The organism is Pseudomonas oryzagri (genome assembly GCF_020831405.1).
Taxonomy (GTDB): domain Bacteria; phylum Pseudomonadota; class Gammaproteobacteria; order Pseudomonadales; family Pseudomonadaceae; genus Geopseudomonas; species Geopseudomonas oryzagri.
This window is the reverse complement of the sequence record NZ_JAJHPU010000008.1, coordinates 153,986-170,965: the sequence shown is the minus strand read 5'-3', so window position 1 is coordinate 170,965 and position 16,980 is coordinate 153,986. Positions and strand designations below refer to the sequence as shown.

General features: G+C 68.9%; 17 protein-coding genes. 12 read left to right on the top strand and 5 right to left on the bottom strand.

The window, feature by feature from the left end; genetic code table 11:
* Window positions 1–67 precede the first annotated feature (67 nt).
* From LMJ29_RS02760 to LMJ29_RS02715, 10 genes are all read left to right on the top strand, one after another.
* A complete protein-coding gene (locus LMJ29_RS02760; RefSeq protein WP_229603817.1) occupies window positions 68–733 on the top strand; it encodes a methionine ABC transporter permease in 666 nt (221 codons plus the stop codon).
* A 103-nt stretch (window positions 734–836) separates the two neighbouring features.
* Window positions 837–1,607, top strand: coding sequence for a MetQ/NlpA family ABC transporter substrate-binding protein (locus LMJ29_RS02755; RefSeq protein ID WP_229603815.1), 771 nt, complete (start codon window positions 837–839; stop codon window positions 1,605–1,607).
* 74 nt (window positions 1,608–1,681) lie between these two features.
* Entirely contained in the window at window positions 1,682–2,734 is a 1,053-nt protein-coding gene (locus tag LMJ29_RS02750) for a methionine ABC transporter ATP-binding protein (RefSeq protein ID WP_229603813.1), read from the top strand.
* 363 nt (window positions 2,735–3,097) lie between these two features.
* Complete coding sequence (msuE, locus tag LMJ29_RS02745; RefSeq protein ID WP_229603812.1) at window positions 3,098–3,664, top strand: FMN reductase; 567 nt, start codon at window positions 3,098–3,100, stop codon at window positions 3,662–3,664.
* A gap of 42 nt (window positions 3,665–3,706) precedes the next feature.
* Window positions 3,707–4,795, top strand: a complete 1,089-nt coding sequence (sfnG, locus tag LMJ29_RS02740; protein WP_229603810.1) for a dimethylsulfone monooxygenase SfnG — start codon at window positions 3,707–3,709, stop codon at window positions 4,793–4,795.
* A gap of 10 nt (window positions 4,796–4,805) precedes the next feature.
* Entirely contained in the window at window positions 4,806–5,963 is a 1,158-nt protein-coding gene (locus LMJ29_RS02735; protein ID WP_229603808.1) for an AMP-binding protein, read from the top strand.
* Between the two features lie 15 nt (window positions 5,964–5,978).
* Window positions 5,979–6,761 carry an ABC transporter ATP-binding protein gene (locus LMJ29_RS02730; protein ID WP_229603807.1) on the top strand — a complete coding sequence of 261 codons (783 nt, stop codon included), beginning with the start codon at window positions 5,979–5,981 and terminating at the stop codon, window positions 6,759–6,761.
* Between the two features lie 238 nt (window positions 6,762–6,999).
* The gene (locus LMJ29_RS02725; RefSeq protein WP_229603805.1) at window positions 7,000–7,881 is read left to right on the top strand and encodes a branched-chain amino acid ABC transporter permease; all 882 of its coding nucleotides are present in this window, start codon (window positions 7,000–7,002) and stop codon (window positions 7,879–7,881) included.
* 156 nt (window positions 7,882–8,037) lie between these two features.
* Window positions 8,038–9,105 (top strand): branched-chain amino acid ABC transporter permease, encoded by a 1,068-nt coding sequence (locus tag LMJ29_RS02720; protein ID WP_229603803.1) that lies wholly within the window; start codon window positions 8,038–8,040, stop codon window positions 9,103–9,105.
* Window positions 9,106–9,183: 78 nt separating this feature from the next.
* Entirely contained in the window at window positions 9,184–10,509 is a 1,326-nt protein-coding gene (locus tag LMJ29_RS02715) for an ABC transporter substrate-binding protein (RefSeq protein WP_229603801.1), read from the top strand.
* A 58-nt stretch (window positions 10,510–10,567) separates the two neighbouring features.
* On the opposite strand, the gene LMJ29_RS02710 is transcribed toward LMJ29_RS02715, so the two are convergent.
* Window positions 10,568–11,458, bottom strand: coding sequence for a LysR family transcriptional regulator (locus tag LMJ29_RS02710; protein ID WP_229603799.1), 891 nt, complete (start codon window positions 11,456–11,458; stop codon window positions 10,568–10,570).
* A 122-nt stretch (window positions 11,459–11,580) separates the two neighbouring features.
* Between LMJ29_RS02710 and LMJ29_RS02705 the strand changes: the two genes are divergently transcribed.
* A complete protein-coding gene (locus LMJ29_RS02705) occupies window positions 11,581–12,300 on the top strand; it encodes a pirin family protein (RefSeq protein ID WP_229603797.1) in 720 nt (239 codons plus the stop codon).
* A gap of 53 nt (window positions 12,301–12,353) precedes the next feature.
* Window positions 12,354–12,953, top strand: coding sequence for an FMN-dependent NADH-azoreductase (locus LMJ29_RS02700; protein ID WP_229603796.1), 600 nt, complete (start codon window positions 12,354–12,356; stop codon window positions 12,951–12,953).
* Between the two features lie 51 nt (window positions 12,954–13,004).
* Here the strand turns inward: LMJ29_RS02700 and tauC are convergent, their stop codons facing one another.
* The 4 genes from tauC to LMJ29_RS02680 all read right to left on the bottom strand — a co-directional run bounded on the left by tauC (window position 13,005) and on the right by LMJ29_RS02680 (window position 16,974).
* Window positions 13,005–13,838 carry a taurine ABC transporter permease TauC gene (gene tauC / locus LMJ29_RS02695; protein ID WP_229603794.1) on the bottom strand — a complete coding sequence of 278 codons (834 nt, stop codon included), beginning with the start codon at window positions 13,836–13,838 and terminating at the stop codon, window positions 13,005–13,007.
* Window positions 13,835–14,617: a taurine ABC transporter ATP-binding subunit gene (gene tauB, locus LMJ29_RS02690; protein WP_229603793.1), complete on the bottom strand. Its 783-nt coding sequence runs from the start codon at window positions 14,615–14,617 to the stop codon at window positions 13,835–13,837. The genes tauC and tauB overlap by 4 nt, the downstream gene beginning before the upstream one ends.
* Before the next feature lie 74 nt (window positions 14,618–14,691).
* The gene (gene tauA, locus LMJ29_RS02685; protein WP_264758734.1) at window positions 14,692–15,672 is read right to left on the bottom strand and encodes a taurine ABC transporter substrate-binding protein; all 981 of its coding nucleotides are present in this window, start codon (window positions 15,670–15,672) and stop codon (window positions 14,692–14,694) included.
* 198 nt (window positions 15,673–15,870) lie between these two features.
* Entirely contained in the window at window positions 15,871–16,974 is a 1,104-nt protein-coding gene (locus LMJ29_RS02680; RefSeq protein ID WP_229603791.1) for a sigma-54 interaction domain-containing protein, read from the bottom strand.
* Window positions 16,975–16,980 lie beyond the last annotated feature (6 nt).

Sequence of the window (16,980 nt, the reverse complement as noted above, 5' to 3'; positions counted from 1 at the left end):
GCAAGATCCGTCCCGCCTCCGGCCGTCACGCGCCGGTGCGCGTACCGCGACAGCGAGGTAGCCGGCGATGAGCGAGCTGCTGCGTAACCTCGACTGGAGCGACATCGGCCAGGCGTGCCTCGACACCCTGACCATGCTGGCCGGCGCCCTGGGCTGCACGGTGCTGCTCGGCCTGCCGCTGGGCGTTCTGCTGTTCCTCACCGGGCAACGCCAGCTGCTGGCCCAGCCGCGCCTGTACCGGGCGCTGTCGGTGGCGGTCAACGCGCTGCGTTCGCTGCCGTTCATCATCCTGCTGATCGTGCTGATTCCGCTCACCACGCTGCTCACCGGCAGCTCGCTGGGTGTGCGCGGCGCCATCCCGCCGCTGGTGGCCGGTTGCACGCCGTTCTTTGCCCGCCTGGTGGAAACCGCGCTGCGCGAGGTGGACCGCGGCCTGATCGAGGCGACCCAGGCGATGGGCGGCAGCACCTGGCAGCTCATCTGGCACACCCTGCTGCCCGAGGCGCGCACCGGACTGATCGCCGCGGTCACCGTGACCGCCATCGTGCTAGTGGACTACACCGCGATGGCCGGGGTGATCGGCGGCGGCGGCCTGGGCGATCTGGCGATCCGCTTCGGCTACCAGCGCTTCCAGACCGACGTGATGGTGGTCACCGTGCTGCTGCTGATCCTCCTGGTGCAGGCGCTGCAGGTGAGCGGCGACCGCCTGGTGAGCCACTTCACCCGGCGCTGAACGCCCACGTTCTTTCGTGATACCCGCACGCGGCAGCCGGGTCCGCTGCCGCAGGCCCTACGTCCGCCCCACGACGGCCACTCTCATTTTTCGGAGCAAGACCATGAAAAAGTCCTTGGCCATCCTGGCTGCCGTCCTGTCCCTGAGCGCCCACGCCAGCGAGAAGCTGGTCGTCGGCGCCACCCCGGTGCCGCACGCGGAGATCCTCGAGTTCGTCAAACCGGCGCTCGCCAAGCAGGGCGTCGATCTCGACATCAAGGTGTTCACCGACTTCATCCAGCCCAACGTGCAGCTGGCGGAGAAGAACCTCGACGCCAACTACTACCAGTACCGGCCGTTCCTCGACGAGTTCAACGCCACCCGCAAGACCGACCTGGTGCCGGTGGTCGGCGTGCACATCGAGCCGTTCGGCGCCTACTCGACGCGCATCAAGCAGCTTTCCGAGCTCAAGGACGGCGCCAGTGTGGCCATCCCCAACGACCCGGTGAACACCGGCCGGGCGCTGGTGCTGCTGCACGAGGCGGGGCTGATCAAGCTCAAGGACCCGAGCAACACCCTGGCGACGCCCAGGGACATCGCCGAGAACCCGAAGAAGCTGAAGATCCGCGAGCTGGAAGGGGCGCTGCTGGCCCGCGCGGTGAACCAGGTCGACCTGGCGTTCGTGTTCGCCAACTACGCGCTGGAAGCCGGCATCGACACAAACAGCGCGCTGATCGTCGAGAAGGGCAAGGACCTGTACGTCGAGTTCCTGGTCGCCCGTCCGGACAACATCAAGGACCCGGGCATCCAGAAGCTGGCCAAGGCGCTCAATTCGCCGGAAGTCCGCGAGTTCATCCTGGCCCGCTACAAGGGGCAGATCGCGCCCGGCTTCTGAGCCGCCGTCGTGCCAACGTCCGCCGGCGCCCGCGCCGCGCGGACTATCCCTTCCGCTTCGAGGTGGTTTCAGCCGTGAGCAGTTTCAATTCCGTGCCGAGCGCTGCGCAGGTGCATATCCGCCTGGCCGGCATCGGCAAGTCCTATCCCGGCCGAGCGCAGCAGGTGCACGCCCTGCGCGACATCGACCTGGAGATCCGTCGCGGCGAGGTGTTCGGCATCATCGGTCGCAGCGGCGCCGGCAAGTCCTCGCTGCTGCGCCTGCTCAACGGCCTGGAGCTGCCCAGCGACGGCCGCGTGCTGATCGACGGCGAGGACATCGGCGCCTGCGACTCCCGGCGCCTGGCGCAACTGCGCCGGCGGGTCGGCATGATCTTCCAGCACTTCAACCTGATGACCGCCAAGACGGTCGGCGAGAACGTCGCGCTGCCGTTGCGCCTGGCCGGCATCAAGGGCGCCGAGCTGGAATGGCGGGTCGGCGAGCTGCTGCAGCTGGTCGGCCTGCTCGACAAGCGCGACGCCTATCCGGCGCAGCTTTCCGGCGGGCAGAAGCAGCGGGTCGGCATCGCCCGCGCGCTGGTGCTGCAACCGGACATCCTGCTGTGCGACGAAGCCACCTCGGCGCTCGACCCGGAGAGCACCCAGGCGATCCTCGCCCTGCTGCGCGACGTCAATCGCCGCTTCGGCCTGACCATCGTGCTGATCACCCACGAGATGGAGGTGATCCGCGAGATCTGCGACCGCGTGGTGGTCCTCGAGCACGGCGCGGTGGTGGAGCAGGGCGAGGTCTGGCAGGTGTTCGGCGACCCGCGCCATGCGGTGACCCGCAGCCTGCTCGGCACCCTGCAGCACCATCCGCAGGACGGCCGGGCGGCCGGCGCGCCGCCACCGGACGAGATCCTGCTGGATCTGCACTACACCGGCGCGCGTTCCCACGAGCCGGACCTGCACGCCATCGTCGAGGCGCTCGGCCGCGGTGTGCGCCTGCTGCACGGCGAAATCGAACGCATCCAGGGCCGCGCGCTCGGCCGCCTGCGGGTAAGGGTCAGCGCCGCACGGGCGGAGCAGGGCGAGCTGCTGGCCCGCGCCGGGCGGGTGGCCGACCGCGTCGAGCTGCTCGCCGGCTAGCTTATCCGCGCCTCACGGTCCGGGGTGATTCGCCAGCCACGCCGACCCCTCCAGCGCCCGGTGCCATGCACCGGGCGTTTTGCATTTCTCGTCGCCCTGTCTTGCCCCGGCACGCCCGTTCCTCCAGCGGCAGTCCGGGGTGTTGTTCCGCCAACAGCCAGGCCCGGCCGCGGCCATGTGCGTTCCTGCGCACGCTGTTGCCCCGGCAACAGCCGTTCAACAGGCTGCTGGGGTCAGCACAGCGCGGAAAATCGCAATTTGTTCGTAACATACTGATTTTAAAGGGTTTTATTGGTTGGCACGGTTGCTGCTCTAGGTCTCTTGCGGGTGCCGCTCCGGCGCCCCCGGCAACGAGGCTGAACGATGAGCAAGAAACTGAAGGTGGTGGCGGTGTCCGGCAGCGTGCAGCGGCCGTCGCGCACCCTGGTGCTGGTCAAGGCGCTGCTCGAGGGGCTGGAGCAGGCGCTGCCGGTCGAGGTGCGACTGATCGAACTGAGCGAGATCGGTCCGCAGTTCGCCGGGGTGCTCAGCCGCGAGCAGCTGCCGCAGACGCTGCGCGACGACCTGCTGGCCATCGAGAACGCCGACCTGCTGATCGCCGCCAGCCCCGTCTACCGCGCTTCCTACACCGGCCTGTTCAAGCACCTGTTCGACTTCGTCGACCACCGTGCCCTGGAAGACGTGCCGGTGCTGCTCGCCGCCACCGGCGGCAGCGACCGCCACGCGCTGGTGATCGACCACCAGCTGCGCCCGCTGTTCGCCTTCTTCCAGGCGCAGAGCCTGCCGATCGGCGTGTACGGCGCCGAGACCGATTTCGACAACTACCGCATCGCCAGCCCGGCGCTGCACGACCGCATCGCGCTGGCCGTCGAGCGCGCGCTGTCGTCCCTTGCCTTGCGTGCACACCCGGCCCGCCTTGGCGCGGCCTGATTCCCCTCTATCCCTTACTGCCTTCCGATACGGAGAAGCAACATGAGCCAGAACAACATCAAATTCGCCTACTGGGTACCCAACGTCAGCGGCGGCCTGGTGGTCAGCAAGATCGAGCAGCGCACCAGCTGGGACATCGACTACAACCGCAAGCTGGCGCAGATCGCCGAGAACGCCGGCTTCGAGTACGCGCTGTCGCAGATCCGCTTCACCGCCGGCTACGGCGCCGAATTCCAGCACGAGTCGGTGGCCATCAGCCACGCGCTGCTGGCGTCGACCGAGAAGCTGCGGGTGATCGCCGCGATCCTGCCGGGCCCGTGGCATCCGGCGGTGCTGGCCAAGCAGATCTCGACCATTTCCGAGCTGACCAACGGCCGCATTGCGGTGAACATCGTTTCCGGCTGGTTCCGCGGCGAATTCACCGCCATCGGCGAGCCGTGGCTGGAGCACGACGAGCGCTATCGCCGCTCGGAAGAGTTCATCGACGTGCTGCGCGGCATCTGGACCCGCGACGATTTCACCTACAAGGGCGACTTCTACCGCTTCCACAACTACAGCCTGAAACCCAAGCCGGCGCAGGTTCCGGAGATCTTCCAGGGCGGCAGCTCGCGCGCCGCGCGCGACATGGCCTCGCGTGCCTCCGACTGGTACTTCACCAACGGCAACACGGTGGAGGGCATCAAGGCGCAGGTCGACGACATCCGCGCCAAGGCGGCGGCCAACAACCACCAGGTCAAGGTCGGCGTGAACGCCTTCATCATCGCCCGCGACACCGAGGAGGAGGCCCGCGCGGTGCTGGCCGAGATCATCGCCAAGGCCGACCCGGAAGCGGTCAACGCCTTCGGCCACGAGGTCAAGCAGGCCGGCAAGGCCAGCCCGGAAGGCGAGGGCAACTGGGCCAAGTCCACCTTCGAGGACCTGGTGCAGTACAACGACGGCTTCAAGACCAACCTGATCGGCACCCCGCAGCAGATCGCCGAGCGTATCGTCGCCCTCAAGGACGTCGGCGTCGACCTGATCCTCAGCGGCTTCCTGCACTTCCAGGAAGAGGTCGCCTACTTCGGCGAGAAGGTGCTGCCGCTGGTGCGCGAGCTGGAAGCCCAGCGCGCCGCCGCGAAAGCCGCGGCGTAAGGAGCGGGCCATGGTTCGGTTCGCGGACGGCGGGGCGAGTGCGCCCGCCACCTTGCCCGAGTGGCTGCAGTGGCAGGCGCGCCAGCAGGGCGCGGGCATCGCCCTGCGCCATAAGCGCCTGGGCGTCTGGCAGGTGCGCCGCTGGGCGCAGGTCGCCGCCGAGGTGAGCACGCTGGCCGGCGCCCTGCAGGCGCGCGGCTTCGCCGGCGGCTCGACCCTGGCGATCCTCAGCCGGCCGCGCCCCGAGGCGCTGCTGGCGGCGCTGGCCGCGCAGTGGCTGGGCGGGGTGGCGGCGCTGTTCGATCCGCTGGAGGCGGCGGGCGATCAGCTCGAGCTGCTGCGCGAATTGCAACCGGAGTTCGTCTTCGCCGAGGGCCTGGAGGAGTTGCAGCGCCTGCAGGCCGCCGCGCTCGCCCCGCGCCTGGCGTTCTACGCCGACGGTCGCGGGGTGAGCGAGGAGGAGGGCGGGGCGCAGGCCTACGCCCGCCTGCTCGCCGAGGCCACGGCGACCCAAACGGCGCCGCAGGCGCGCGCCGAGCGCAGCGCCTTCGCCTTCTACCGACGCGGCGCCGACGGCGGCCTCGAGCAGCAGCGCATCAGCCATGCCGAGCTGCTCCAGCAGGGGCGCCGGCTGGTGCGCGTCGAGCAGCTCGGCGCCGACGAGGAAGCCCTGGCCGCGCGCGCCTTCGCCGCCGGCGGCCAGGCGCGCTACCTGCTGGCGCCCTGGCTGATCGCCGGCTTCCGCCTCAACTTCCCGGAGAACCTGGCCACCCGCGACAACGACCGCCGCGAGCTGGGGCCGACCCTGGTGGCCGGCACCCGCGAGACCTACGGGCGCCTTTACGAGTTGGCGCTGGCGCGCCTGCCGCAGCCGGGCAGCTGGCAGCGCCGCCTGGTCGACTGGGCGCTGGCGCGGCGTCCCGGCCTGCTGCGTCGTCTGCTCGGTCGCGTCTTGGTGCGCCGGCCGCTGCGCGACGTGCTGGGCTTCTCGCGCACCCACGCCCCGCTGTTGGTCGGTGAGCCGCTGGCCGAGGAGGCGCAGCAGTTCTTCGCCAGCCTCGGCGTCGCCGTGCGCACCTGGCCCGATCCGGCCGAGTGGCAGCGTCCGCCGCAGCGCCCGGCGCCGGCGGTGAGCGGCTGGCTCGACGGCGGCTCGCAACTGGCCTGACGAGGAGAAACCGACATGTCGCATCCGCCAAGCTCGCCGTTGCTCGAGCTGCAAAACATTTCCCTGTCGTTCAAGGGCGTCAAGGCGATCACCGACCTCAGCTTCGCCGTGGCGCCGGGCGAGATCTGCGCGCTGATCGGCCCAAACGGCGCGGGAAAGAGTTCGCTTTTGAACATAATCAACGGTGTGTACCGGCCGCAGTCCGGCCTGATCCGTTTCGACCGGGTCGAACAGCGCAGCATGCGGCCGCACGCCGCCGCCGAGCTGGGCATCGCCCGCACTTTCCAGAACATCGCGCTGTTCAAGGGCATGAGCGTGCTCGACAACGTGCTCACCGGGCGCAACCTCAAGCGCCGCAGCAGCTGGATCGAGCAGGCGCTGCGCGTCGGTCGCGCGGCCGGCGAGGACGACCGCCAGCGCGCCGCGGCCGAGCGGGTGATCGAGTTCCTGCGCATCCAGCCGTGGCGCGACGCCATCGTCGGCCGGCTGCCGTACGGCCTGCAGAAGCGCGTCGAGCTGGCCCGCGCGCTGGCCGCCGAGCCGCGCCTGTTGCTGCTCGACGAGCCGATGGCGGGGATGAACGCCGAGGAGAAGGCGGAGATGAGCCGCTTCATCGTCGAGGTCAACCGCGAGTACGGCACCACGGTGGTGCTGATCGAACACGACATCGGCGTGGTGATGGGCATCTCCGACCACGTGGTGGTGCTCGACTACGGTCGCAAGATCGGCGACGGCCCGCCGGGAGAGGTGCGCCGCGATCCCGAGGTGATCGCCGCCTACCTGGGCACGCGGCACTAGGGACGAGGTGGTGGGTAGGGTGGGCAACGGCGCAGCCTTGCCCACCGGTGGTGAATGGTCAGCTGTTGGAAGGCCACCGCGTGGATGGCCACCCCGTGGGAAATCGCTGCGCGAGTTTCCCACCCTACGACTGGCGATCCATCGGCGCACAAAAGCATCGCCAGCGAGCTGGCTCCTACGGGCCGCGCCGCCGCATTGGCGGACGGCGACGCCTTATGTCTGCAACAGGAATCGCAACATGGAATTCTTCTTCGAGGTGCTGATCGGCGGGCTGCTGGCGGGGGTGATGTACTCGCTGGTCGCCATCGGCTTCGTGCTGATCTACAAGGCGTCGGGCGTGTTCAATTTCGCCCAGGGCGCGATGGTGCTGTTCGCCGCGCTGACCTTCGTCAGCCTGCTGGAGCGCGGCGTGCCGTTCTGGTTGGCCTTCCTGATCACCCTGACGACGATGGTCGCGCTGGCGCTGTTGATCGAGCGCGCGGTGCTGCGCCCGCTGGTCAACCTCTCGCCGATCACCCTGTTCATGGCCACCTTGGGCCTGTCGTACATGATCGAAGGCTTCGCCCAGGCGCTGTGGGGCGCCCAGGTGCACGGCCTGGAGCTGGGCATCAGCGACGAGCCGCTGGAGGTCGGCGGCATGTTGCTCTCGCAGTTCGACCTGTTCGCCGCCGGCACCGCCGCCGCGCTGGTCGCGCTGCTCGCCCTGCTGTTCAACAAGACCCGCATCGGCCTGTCGCTGCGCGCGGTGGCCGACGATCCGCTGGCCGCGCTCGCGGTGGGCATCCGCCTGCAGCGCATCTGGGCGGTGGTGTGGGCGGTGGCCGGCTTCGTCGGCCTGGTCGCCGGCCTGTTGTGGGGCGCGCGGCTCGGCGTGCAGTTCTCGCTCTCCCTGGTGGTGCTCAAGGCGCTGCCGGTGCTGATCATCGGCGGCTTCACCTCGATCGGCGGGGCCATCGCCGGCGGGCTGATCGTCGGCGCCGCGGAGAAGCTCGCCGAGGTCTACCTCGGCCCCTTCGTCGGCGGCGGCATCGAGAACTGGTTCCCCTATGTGCTGGCCATGCTGTTCCTGCTGGTGCGTCCGGCCGGGCTGTTTGGCGAGCGCGCCATCGAGCGCGTGTAAGAGCCCGCCCACGAGCTGCTGCGCTCGGTAATGCTGCGTTGGAATCGCCCTCAAAATGCTCATTTACCCACTCGTAAACTGCGCTTTTTCGGCCGATTCCGCCTTGCCTGACCTTCGCTCGCGACGCTCGTGAGCGGACTCTACGGAGACGAATTCATGCTCTATCAAGAAGCCGGCCAGTTCAGCACCCGCTACGCCGACGACCGCCGCCTGTTCCGCCTGCGCCAGGACCGCCTGGGCCTGGCCCTGCTGCTGGCCTTCGCCTTCGGCGCGGTGCCGTTTCTCGGCAACGACTACTGGTTCAGCGCCATCCTGATTCCCTTCCTGGTGCTGTCGCTGGCCGGGCTGGGCCTGAACCTGTTGACCGGCTACGCCGGCCAGCTGTCGCTGGGTTCGGCGGCGTTCATGGCGGTGGGCGCCTTCGCCGCCTACAACTTCGAGCTGCGCGTGGCGGGCCTGCCGCTGTTGGCCAGCTTCCTGCTCGGCGGGGTGGTCGCCGCGCTGGTGGCGCTGCTGTTCGGCCTGCCCAGCCTGCGCATCAAGGGTTTCTACCTGATCGTCTCGACCCTGGCGGCGCAGTTCTTCGTGCAGTGGGCGCTGACCAAGTTCTCCTGGTTCTCCAACGACAACCCGTCCGGCGTCATCACGGCGCCGAAGCTGGAAATCCTCGGCGCCGACTTCGGCTCGCCGGCCGGGCGCTACCTGCTGACCCTCGGCGTGGTGGCGGCGCTGTTCTGGCTCGGCCACAACCTGGTGCGCAGCGAGCTGGGCCGCAACTGGATGGCGGTGCGCGACATGGACACCGCCGCCGCGGTGATCGGCATCCCGCTGCTCAAGACCAAGCTGCTGGCCTTCGCCCTCAGCGGCTTCTTCCTCGGCATCGCCGGCGCGCTCTGGGCGTTCACCTACCTGGGCACCGTCGAGCCGCACGGCTTCGATCTCAACCGCTCGTTCCAGGTGCTGTTCATCGTGATCATCGGCGGCCTGGGCAGCATCCTCGGCAACTTCCTCGGCGCCGCCTTCATCGTGCTGTTCCCGCTGCTGCTCTCCAACCTCGCCGGCCTGCTGCCGGCCGGGCTGATCGACGCCGGGCAGCTGGAGAACCTGCAGAAGATCGTCTTCGGCGCGCTGATCATCGCCTTCCTGATCAAGGAGCCGGAGGGGCTCGCCCGCCTGTGGCGGCGCCTGCGCGAACGCGCCCGGCTGTGGCCGCTGCGCTACTGAACCGAGTTTTCCCTATCCCAAGCACTACCGGACGCCGGTCCGGCCCCGACTCCTCACACTTCGACAAGGATAATCACGATGTTCAAACGCAGTTTCGTCAGCAGTCTGGCGCTGGCCATCAGCCTGGGCACCACGGCCCTCACCGCGCACGCCGAGGGCGAGCAGTACTTCCCGTTGCAGAGCTACCGGGTCGGCCCCTACGCGGCCGGCGGCACCGGCTTCTTCGGCGGTTTCATCGACTACCTCAAGTACGTCAACGCCAACGGCGGGGTCAACGGCGTCAAGCTGACCTGGAGCGAGTGCGAGACCGAGTACGTGGTGGAGAAGGGCGTCGAGTGCTACGAGCGCCTCAAGGGCGGCGTCAACGGCGCGCCGGCGGCGGCCACCAACCCGCTGTCGGTGGGCATCGCCTACGCCACCCTGGACCGCTCCACCGCCGACAAGCTGCCGCTGATCACCATCAACCACGGCCGCACCGACTCCACCGACGGCAGCGTGTTCCCCTACGCCTTCCCGCTGCAGCTCAACCCGTATTCCGAGGTGTCGGCGATCATCAACTACATCGGCCAGCAGGCCGGCGGCCTTGACAAGCTCAAGGGCCAGAAGATCGTCACCCTCTACCACGGCTCGCCCTACGGCAAGGAAACCAACGAGGTACTGAAGACCCTGGCCGACAAGTACGGCTTCGCGCTAAGCCTGGTGGAGGTGCCGCACCCGGGCAACGAGCAGCAGTCGCAGTGGCTGAACATCCGCCGCGACAAGCCCGACTGGGTGATCCTGCGCGGCTGGGGGGTGATGAACCCGGTGGCGCTGAAGACCGCGCAGAAGGTCGGTTTCCCGGCCAACCGGATCATCGGCAACATCTGGAGCAACTCCGAGGAAGACGCCGCACCGGCCGGCGCCGCGGCCAAGGGCTTCATCGCCATCACCACCCACCCGTCCGGCACCGCCTTCCCGGTGCTGCAGGGCATCAAGCAGGAAGTGGTCGACAAGGGCCAGGGCGATCTCGCCGATCCCAAGCGCTTCGGCACCGTCTACTACAACCTCGGCGTGGTCAACGGCATCCTCAACGTCGAGGCGGTACGCATCGCCCAGGAGAAGTTCGGCAAGCAGCCGTTGACCGGCGAGCAGGTGCGCTGGGGCTTCGAGAACCTCAAGCTGGACGACGCGCGCCTCGCCGCGCTCGGCGCCAAGGGCTTGGTGCAGCCGCTCAAGCTGTCCTGCTCCGACCATGAGGGCGGCGGCGCGGTGCGCTTCCAGCAGTGGGACGGCGAGAAGTGGAACCTGATCAGCGACTGGGTGCAGGCCGACCGCGCCCTGCTGCGGCCGATCATCGAGGCGTCCTCGCACAAGTACGCCGCCGAGAAGGGCATCACCCCGCGCGACTGCGCCAAGGAAGCCTGATCCAAGGGGCACGGCCTAGCCGGGGCGCAAGCGTCCCGGTTTGGCCGTGCGCGTTTCTTCAGGCGGCGCTGGCCAGCCGGCTGGACAGGAACTCGATCAGCACGCGCACGCGCTGCGGCAGGTAGCGGTTGCTGGGCAGCACCGCGTAGATGCCGAGCGCCGGCGGTTCGAAGGCCTCCAGCAAGGTCTCGAGTTTCCCCGCCGCGAGCAGGTCGGCGACGATGAAGTCCGGCTGCACGGCGATGCCCAGCCCCTGCGCGGCCGCCTCGGCCAGCGCGTCGCCGTTGTTGGCCTGCAGGCGCAAGGGCAGATAGAAGGACTGCAGCTGGCCGTCCACCTGGAAGGTCCACGGGCGGTTGTTGGCCTGCGGCGAATAGCCCAGGCACGCGTACCGGTCGAGTTCGCCGGGATGCTGCGGCCGGCCGTGGCGGGCCAGATAGGCCGGCGCGACGACGCAGAGCAGCCGGCAGTTGCCGAGCTTGCGCACGATCTCCCCGGGATTGAGCTGGGCGGTGATGCGGATCGACAGGTCGATGCCTTCCTCGATCAGGTTCAGTTGTCGGTCGCTGAAGTCCATCGCCAGATTGATTTGCGGGTAGGTCTGCGAGAACTCCAGCAGCAGCGGCACCAGGCGGCGCAGGCCGAAGCTCAGCGGCAGGCTGACGCGCAGCGGCCCGCTCGGCGTCAGGCGCTCCTCCATCACCCCGGCTTCGGCTTCTTCCACCAGTTCGAGAATCACCCGGCACTTGTCCAGGTAGGCGCTGCCCGCCGAGGTCAGCGACAGCCGCCGGGTGCTGCGCACCATCAGCTTGATGCCCAGGTGCTCCTCCAGCGCGGCGATCTGCCGGGTGACCACCGAACGCGCCACGCCCAGCTGGTTGGCGGCGGCCGAGAAGCTGCCCAGTTCGGCGACCCGCACGAACAGGCCCATGGCATCCAGACGGTTCATTGTTGCTCCTGAAGTCAACAGAGTGTTCGTGATTGTCCTCTATTTGGCATCAGTGCACACGGGTAAAGTTTCTCCATCGCCGCTGCACAGCCCCTGTCGCAGCCAGACGCCGGAGAACCAACATGTTGGAAATCAGACCTGCCGCCGAGCGCGGTCTCGCCAATTTCGGCTGGCTCCATTCGCAGCACAGCTTTTCCTTTGGCAGCTACTACGACCCGCAGCAGACCGGCTTTTCCGACCTGCTGGTGATCAACGACGACCGCGTGCGCCAGGGCCGCGGCTTCGACACCCATGGCCACCGCGACATGGAGATCTTCTCCTACGTGCTCGAAGGCGCGCTGGAGCACAAGGACTCGATGGGCACCGGCTCGGTGATCCGTCCCGGCGACGTGCAGCTGATGAGCGCCGGCACCGGCGTGCGGCACAGCGAGTACAACGCCTCCCGCGAGGAGCCGGTGCACTTCCTGCAGATCTGGATCGTGCCCAATCGCAAGGGCGTCGAGCCGCGCTACCAGCAGCAGTACTTCGCCGCCGCCGAGAAGCGCGGCCGGCTGCGCCTGATCCTCTCGCCGGACGGCGCCGAAGGTTCGCTGTCGGTCCACCAGGATGCGCGTGTCTACGCCGGCCTGTTCGACGGCGCCGAGGCCCAGCGCTTCGAGCTGGCGGACAACCGCTACGCCTACGTCCACGTGGCGCGCGGCGCGCTGACCGTCAATGGCCAGCGCATGCAGGCCGGCGACGGCGCCCGCCTGCGCAACGTTCGCGAGATCGACTTCAGCGCCGGCGAAGATGCCGAGGTGCTGCTGTTCGACCTGCGTCCCACCGAATTGCCGCTGTACTGAATCGCCCGACCATTACCCCGAATCATCGCCTCGAATCACACAAGGAAACGACCATGAACATTCTGCAGATCAACGCCAGCGCCCGCTCCAGCGGTGCCAACTCCACCCGCCTGGCCGACGCCATCACCGCCCGCCTGCAGGCGCAGAACCCGGACGCGGTGGTCGAACTGCGCGACCTGGCCCGCGACCCGCACCCGGTGCTCGACGAGGCCGCGCTGGGCGCGCTGTTCACCCCGGCCGAGCAGCGCAGCGCCGAGCAGGCGGCCCGCGTGGCCCTCGACGACGCGCTGATCGCCCAGGTGCAGGCGGTGGATGTGATCGTGCTCGGCGTGCCGATGTACAACTTCGGCGTGCCGGTGCAGCTGAAGACCTGGATCGACGCCATCGCCCGCGCCGGGGTGACCTTCCGCTACACCGCCAACGGCCCGGAAGGCCTGCTCAAGGGCAAGAAGGTTTACGTCGCCCTGGCGCGCGGCGGCCTGTACCGCGACACCCCGGCCGACTCCCAGGTGCCCTACCTGAAGAGCGTGCTGGCGTTCCTCGGCATGACCGACGTCGAGTTCGTCTACGCCGAAGGCCTGGCGATGGGCGCCGAGGGTGCCGACAAGGCCTTCGCCGCCGCCGAAACCCGTATCGGCGAGCTGATCGCCTGATCGATCCGAGTCGAAAAAGCGCCCGCTTGCGGGCGCTTTTCTGCGTCCGGATCAGTGGCCGCGGCCGTGCCAGGGCACCAGTTTGCGCTGCAGGGCGCGCAGGCCGAGTTCGAGGGCGAAGGCGATCAGGGCGATGACCAGGATGCCGACGATCACCACGTCGGTGACCAGGAACTGCGCGGCCGACTGCACCATGAAGCCCAGGCCGTGGGTGGCGGCGATCAGCTCGGCGGCGACCAGGGTCGACCAGCCGACGCCCAGGCCGATGCGGATGCCGGTGAGGATGTCCGGCAGGGCGCTGGGCAGGATCACGTGGCGGATCAGCTGCGCCTGGCTGGCGCCGAGCGACTGGGCGGCGCGCAGGCGGGCCGGATCGACCGTGCGCACGCCGGTGGCGGTGGCGATGACGATCGGCGCGAAGATCGCGAGATAGATCAGCAGCACCTTGGACAGCTCGCCGATGCCGCACCAGATGACGATCAGCGGCAGGTAGGCCAGCGGCGGAATCGGCCGGTAGAACTCGATCAGCGGATCGAACAGGCCGCGCACCACGCGGTTGCGGCCGATGGCGATGCCCAGCGGCACGGCGGTCGCCACCGCGAACAGCAGGGCCACACCGATGCGCCCGAGGCTGGCGGCCAGGTGCTGCCACAGGCTGGCGCCCATGTAGCCTTCGCCGAGCAGGCGCCAGGCGCGCTGCAGCACGGCCTGCGGGCTGGGCAAAAATAGCGGTTCGATCAGCCCTGTGGTGGTCACCGCCCACCACAGGGTCAGCAGGCCGGCCAGGCTCAGGCTGCCGATGGCGAACAGGCTGAGCGGCTGGCGCGGGCGGAGCTGCGCGCGCTGGCCGGCGGCTGCCGGCAGGGACACTTCGAGGCTGCTCATGCGGGTTTCCTCTGACGTTGGGCGAACACCCGGGCCAGCACGTGCTCGCGGGTTTCGATGAAGCGCGGGTCCGACTTGATCGCCCGCGCGCTTTCCCCGGCGGCGTAGCGGCGGCCGAAGTCGAGTTGCAGACGCTCGCCGATGCGGCCGGGGTCGGGTTCGAGCAGCAGCAGGTCGCTGGCCAGGAACACCGCTTCCTCGATGTCGTGGGTGATCAGGAACACCGGCTTGGCGGTGCGCCGCCAGACCTGCAGGAGCAGCTCCTGCATCTGTTCGCGGGTGAACGCATCGAGCGCGCCGAACGGCTCGTCCATCAGCAGCACGCGCGGGTCGGCGGCCAGCGCGCGGGCCAGACCCACGCGCTGCTTCTGCCCGCCGGAAAGCTCCCAGATACGCCGTTGCTCGAAGCCGGCCAGGTCCACCAGGGCGAGCAGCTCGCGGGCGCGCGCTTCCCGTTGGCTGCGCGGCGTGCCGGCCAGGCGCAGGCCGAAGGCGACGTTGTCCAGCACGTTCTGCCAGGGCAGCAGGGCGTCGTCCTGGAACACTACGCCGCGCTCGGCCGAAGGGCCGGCGATGGCCCGGCCGTCGAGGGTCAGGCGTCCGCCGCTGGGCGCCACGAAGCCGGCGATCAGGTTGAGCAGGCTGGTCTTGCCGCTGCCGGAAGGGCCGAGGGCGACCAGCAGCTGGTCGGGACCCAGGCTCAGGGATATGTCGGTCAGTACCGGCTGGCTTGCGCCCGGGTACTGTGCGCTGATGCGCTCCAGTTGCAGTAGGGCCATGGCGGTTCTCGCTGCGGGAGGAACAAGTCCGGGGCGGGCGCGGCCCGCCCCGGTGGCTCGGTTGGCGAAGAGCCTCAGTTGGCGACGAACCGGTTGCTGACGTAGGGGGCGTAGTCGGGCAGCACGGCGTCGACCTTGCCCTGCTCCTTGAGGAAGCGGGCGGTTTCGGTCACCGCCTGCACGGTCGGCGCACCCAGGGCGGTGACCTGGTCGGCGGCCAGCGGGAAAACGTTGCCCTGCAGCAGCAGCGGGATGTCCTCGGCCTTGGCGCCGCTGAGCTTGACCAGCTTGGCGATGTTGTCGGCGTCGGCCAGCCAGGCCTGCGGGTCCTTGCGGTAGGCGGCGTAGGCGTCGAGGGTGACCTTGGCGAAGGCGCGCACCGCTTCGGGGTGCTTCTCGGCGAAGTCCTTGCGCACGATCCAGGCGTCGAAGGTCGGTGCGCCCAGCTCGCCCAGTTCGCCCGAGGTGATCAGCACCTTGCCGTTGGCCTTGGCCACGCCGAGGGCCGGGTCCCACACGTAGGTGGCGTCGATGTCGCCGCGCTGCCAGGCGGAGATGATCGCCGGCGGCGCCAGGTTGAGGATCTGCACCTTGGCCGGGTCGATCTGCCAGTGCTTGAGCGCCGCCAGCAGGCTGTAGTGGCCGGTGGAGACGAAGGGCACGGCGACCTTCTTGCCGATCAGGTCCGCCGGCTTGGCGATGCCCGCGCCGTCGCGCGCCACCAGCGCCTCGGCGGCACCCAGCTGGGCGGCGATCAGGAAGGTCTGCACCGGCAGCTGCCGGCTGGCCGCCGCGGCCAGCGGGCTGGAGCCGACGTAGCCGATCTGCACGTCGCCCGAGGCGACCGCGGTGATCACCTCGGCGCCGCCGTCGAACTTGCGCCACTCGATGGTGGAGTTGCTGGCCTTCTCGTAGGCGCCGTCGGCCTGGGCCACCTTGGCCGGGTCGACGCTGGTCTGGTAGGCCACGGTGAAGTCGGCGGCATTGGCGCCCAGGGCCAGGCCGCCGAAGGTCAGCGCCGCGAGCAGGCGGCGGGGGAACAGGGAATGGATCATGACGATACTCCTCGACAGGCGGCCGGCCGTTGTACGGGGAGGCCGAATCACGGGACTGGGTGAGAACTGCACGTCCGGTGGTCCGGTTCGATAAAGAATATGGTTCTAAAAATTTAAAATTAAATAATTTTTTATTATTGATTTAGAAGCGTCGCCATCAGTAGCCACGGCCCGGCACGCCGGCGCGCGCCGCTCCGCTCAGATCGACAGGCTGACCACCTTGCCGCTCCCCGCCGCAGCGGCCGGGCGGCGGCGGTTGACCACCAGCTCGCCGAACTTGATCAGCTGCGCGCGGGTGACGTTGCGGCTGAGGCCGAGCAGGTTGGCGGTGTGCACCTGGTTGTAGTGGCAGAAGCGGTAGGCGGCGCGCAGCAGCGACTCCTCGACCTTCTCGTGCAGGGCGCCGCTCTGTTCCTCGAACAGCTTGAGGAAGGCGCGCTGCAGCAGCGCGTCGGCCGACTCGTCCGCTACCTGCGCGGCCTCGGCCTGGCGTTCGATGCGCAGGTTGGAGAGGTGCAGGTCATCGGCGCGGATCAGCTGCTCGCGGCACAGCAGCAGGGTGTGGTGGATGACGTTCTCCAGCTCGCGGATGTTGCCCGGCCAGCCGTAGCCGAGCAGCTTCTCCTCGGCGTCGGCGCCCAGGCGCACGCCGCTGTAGCCCAGGCGCCGGCTGTACTCGCCGATGAAGTGGCGGGCCAGCGGCAGCACGTCGCCGGGGCGGTCGCGCAGCGGGCTGAGGTTGAGGCTGACCACGTTGAGCCGGTAGTAGAGGTCCTCGCGGAAGTGCCCGGCGTTGATCGCCTTCTCCAGCTGCACGTTGGTCGCCGCCAGCACCCGCACGTTGATCGGGATGCTCTTGCGCGAACCGAGGCGCACCACCTCGCGCTCCTGCAGCACGCGCAGCAGCTTGACCTGGATCGGCATCGGCAGATCGCCGATCTCGTCGAGGAACAGGGTGCCGCCGTTGGCCTCCTCGAACCAGCCGGCCTTGGCGCTCAGGGCGCCGGTGAAGGCGCCCTTCTCGTGGCCGAACAGCTCGGCTTCCACCAGGGTTTCCGAGAAGGCGCCGCAGTTCACCGCGACGAACGGCCCGCCGCGACGGGCGCTGAGATTGTGCAGGTGGCGGGCGACCAGCTCCTTGCCGGTACCGGTTTCGCCGATGATCAGCACGCTGGCGTCGCTGGGTGCGACCTGCTGCAGGTGGGCGAGCAGGGCTTGCGACTTGGCATCCTCGAATACCTGCGCGGTGGCGCGGATCGAGGTGGCGAGGGCGGGGGAGTGCGGGAGGGTCAACAGTTCCATGGCAGT